At 47.2% G+C, this 1575-nt stretch carries 2 protein-coding genes and 1 pseudogene; 2 read left to right on the top strand and 1 reads right to left on the bottom strand.

The window, feature by feature from the left end:
- Positions 1-392 precede the first annotated feature (392 nt).
- On the top strand, positions 393-872 hold the full coding sequence (locus E4021_RS17910; RefSeq protein ID WP_136460859.1) for a hypothetical protein: 480 nt from the start codon (positions 393-395) through the stop codon (positions 870-872).
- 156 nt (positions 873-1028) lie between these two features.
- Here E4021_RS17910 and E4021_RS18655 read toward each other — a convergent pair.
- A pseudogene (locus tag E4021_RS18655) lies at positions 1029-1131 on the bottom strand (transposase); the annotation flags it as partial.
- Positions 1132-1336: 205 nt separating this feature from the next.
- Between E4021_RS18655 and E4021_RS17900 the strand changes: the two are divergent.
- Positions 1337-1575: transposase (locus tag E4021_RS17900; RefSeq protein ID WP_136459663.1), on the top strand; the 239-nt coding region annotated here is incomplete at its 3' end.

The following is a 1575-nucleotide window of genomic DNA, read 5'->3' as shown; positions in this document are numbered from 1 at the left end:
GCTGGGCCGGCCCTCCCGGGCATAGTAACCGTCCAACTCCTCATCGATCCACGGCCAATCAATTTCCTCGGACAGGCGGCAGAGCTCATGGTCCAGACTGATGATTGAAGTCAGGCGATTGCGGAACAAATCCGTTTGGTCATGATTGGGCAGCGAGCCTTTCATTTTTCGCAAGGTTTTGGCCGTATTTGGCCGGTTTCTGGCGAAAAGTTAATATGCCGTCAACAATATAAAAAGATATTAGCCTACTGGTTTTCAACACTTTGCAAGACTGATTCATACTTCTTCAGGGACGACTAGTTATTGAGCAGCAACGATTTCAGAGTAGGGGCAGGGAAACCGGGAGGATACCATCTTGAATTATTAAAAGGCCCCAAATTTTAACGTATATTATGAATAAATTTGATCCAAATTATAAGGGACTCAAGGACTTCTCGAGGATCCACGTGTTAACGATGCACATCCTTTCGCCACTGAAAGATCAATCCTTTTTAACTGTCGAATATGGTCTTGGTAACAGCCGTTATGTAAATATCAACTTGGAAGGAAATCATCGGTGTATAGATATTGATATATGGATATCACCATCTCAACTGGACTGCACTTTGGGGGCCTCCAAATCGCCGTGTTATGAAATGGAAAGCAACCTGACCGAAAAACTACTAACCGATTACACAAATATTCTATCCTGCATAGTACATAGTGACCTGAAAGAGCTTCTCTATAAATCGGGGGCTGTCGAAATTATTGACGTGGTTAAAAATGATATTATATTTTCATACAGGCCATTTTCAGCAGCTATTTTTGATCTAAAACGCGAAGTGAAGACTTGGCAGTATATTCCTTGGGCAGTTCAGAATGGAGAAACGTAATATACCGCTCACGAACTGGTTGGGGTCAGCAGCGGTTTGAAGACGTATGGACTTTCAGGTTGGAGCGTGTCTAAAAATTTCAAGTCACCAAACGGTCCAGTGGCGAAAGAACCATCTGCATGTTAGCCATCAGTACGAAGCTGGCAGAATTTTCTACCGTTCGTTCGTAATCTTTGATTAATCGACGATACCAATTCCACCAGGCAAAGGTCCGTTCGACTACCCAGCGCCGCGGTTCCACCACAAAGCCCCGCCGCGCCGGATTCCGCAGGGAACACTCAAAACCAACGCGATCTAGTCGCTGCATCATGGCGGCAAACTGTCCGGTGTAGGCCGTGTCCGCCACCAACTTTTCTGCCCGGGGCAACTGTCCGGTAAAGTCGGGGTAGATGAGGTCCAGACCAGTGTATTGCCCCCCTAATTGATCGGAACGGATTACAGTTCAAAAACTGTAATTTTTCACCATGTCAAAGCGCAAATTCACTACCGAAGACAAGCTGCAGATCATCAAAGAGGCTTCCGAAAAAGGCGTCAAGGTTACGCTGGAGAAGTACGACGTCTACCCGGCCACCTACTACGCTTGGCGCAAGAAGTTCTCCGAGATGGGTGAGGACGGCTTCCGCCACGGCGTCACCGTCAAGCGGCTGCGAGAGATCAAGTCCCTGGAGAAGGAGAATCGAAGTTTGAAGGAACTGGTCGCCGA

The organism is Neolewinella litorea, from assembly GCF_004803465.1.
Taxonomy (GTDB): domain Bacteria; phylum Bacteroidota; class Bacteroidia; order Chitinophagales; family Saprospiraceae; genus Neolewinella; species Neolewinella litorea.
This window is presented reverse-complemented; position numbering and strand designations above follow the sequence as displayed.

Coding starts and splice junctions, on each gene's coding strand:
- E4021_RS17910 (WP_136460859.1), top strand. CDS start 393: ATGAATAAATTTGATCCAAATTATAAGGGACTCAAGGACTTCTCGAGG.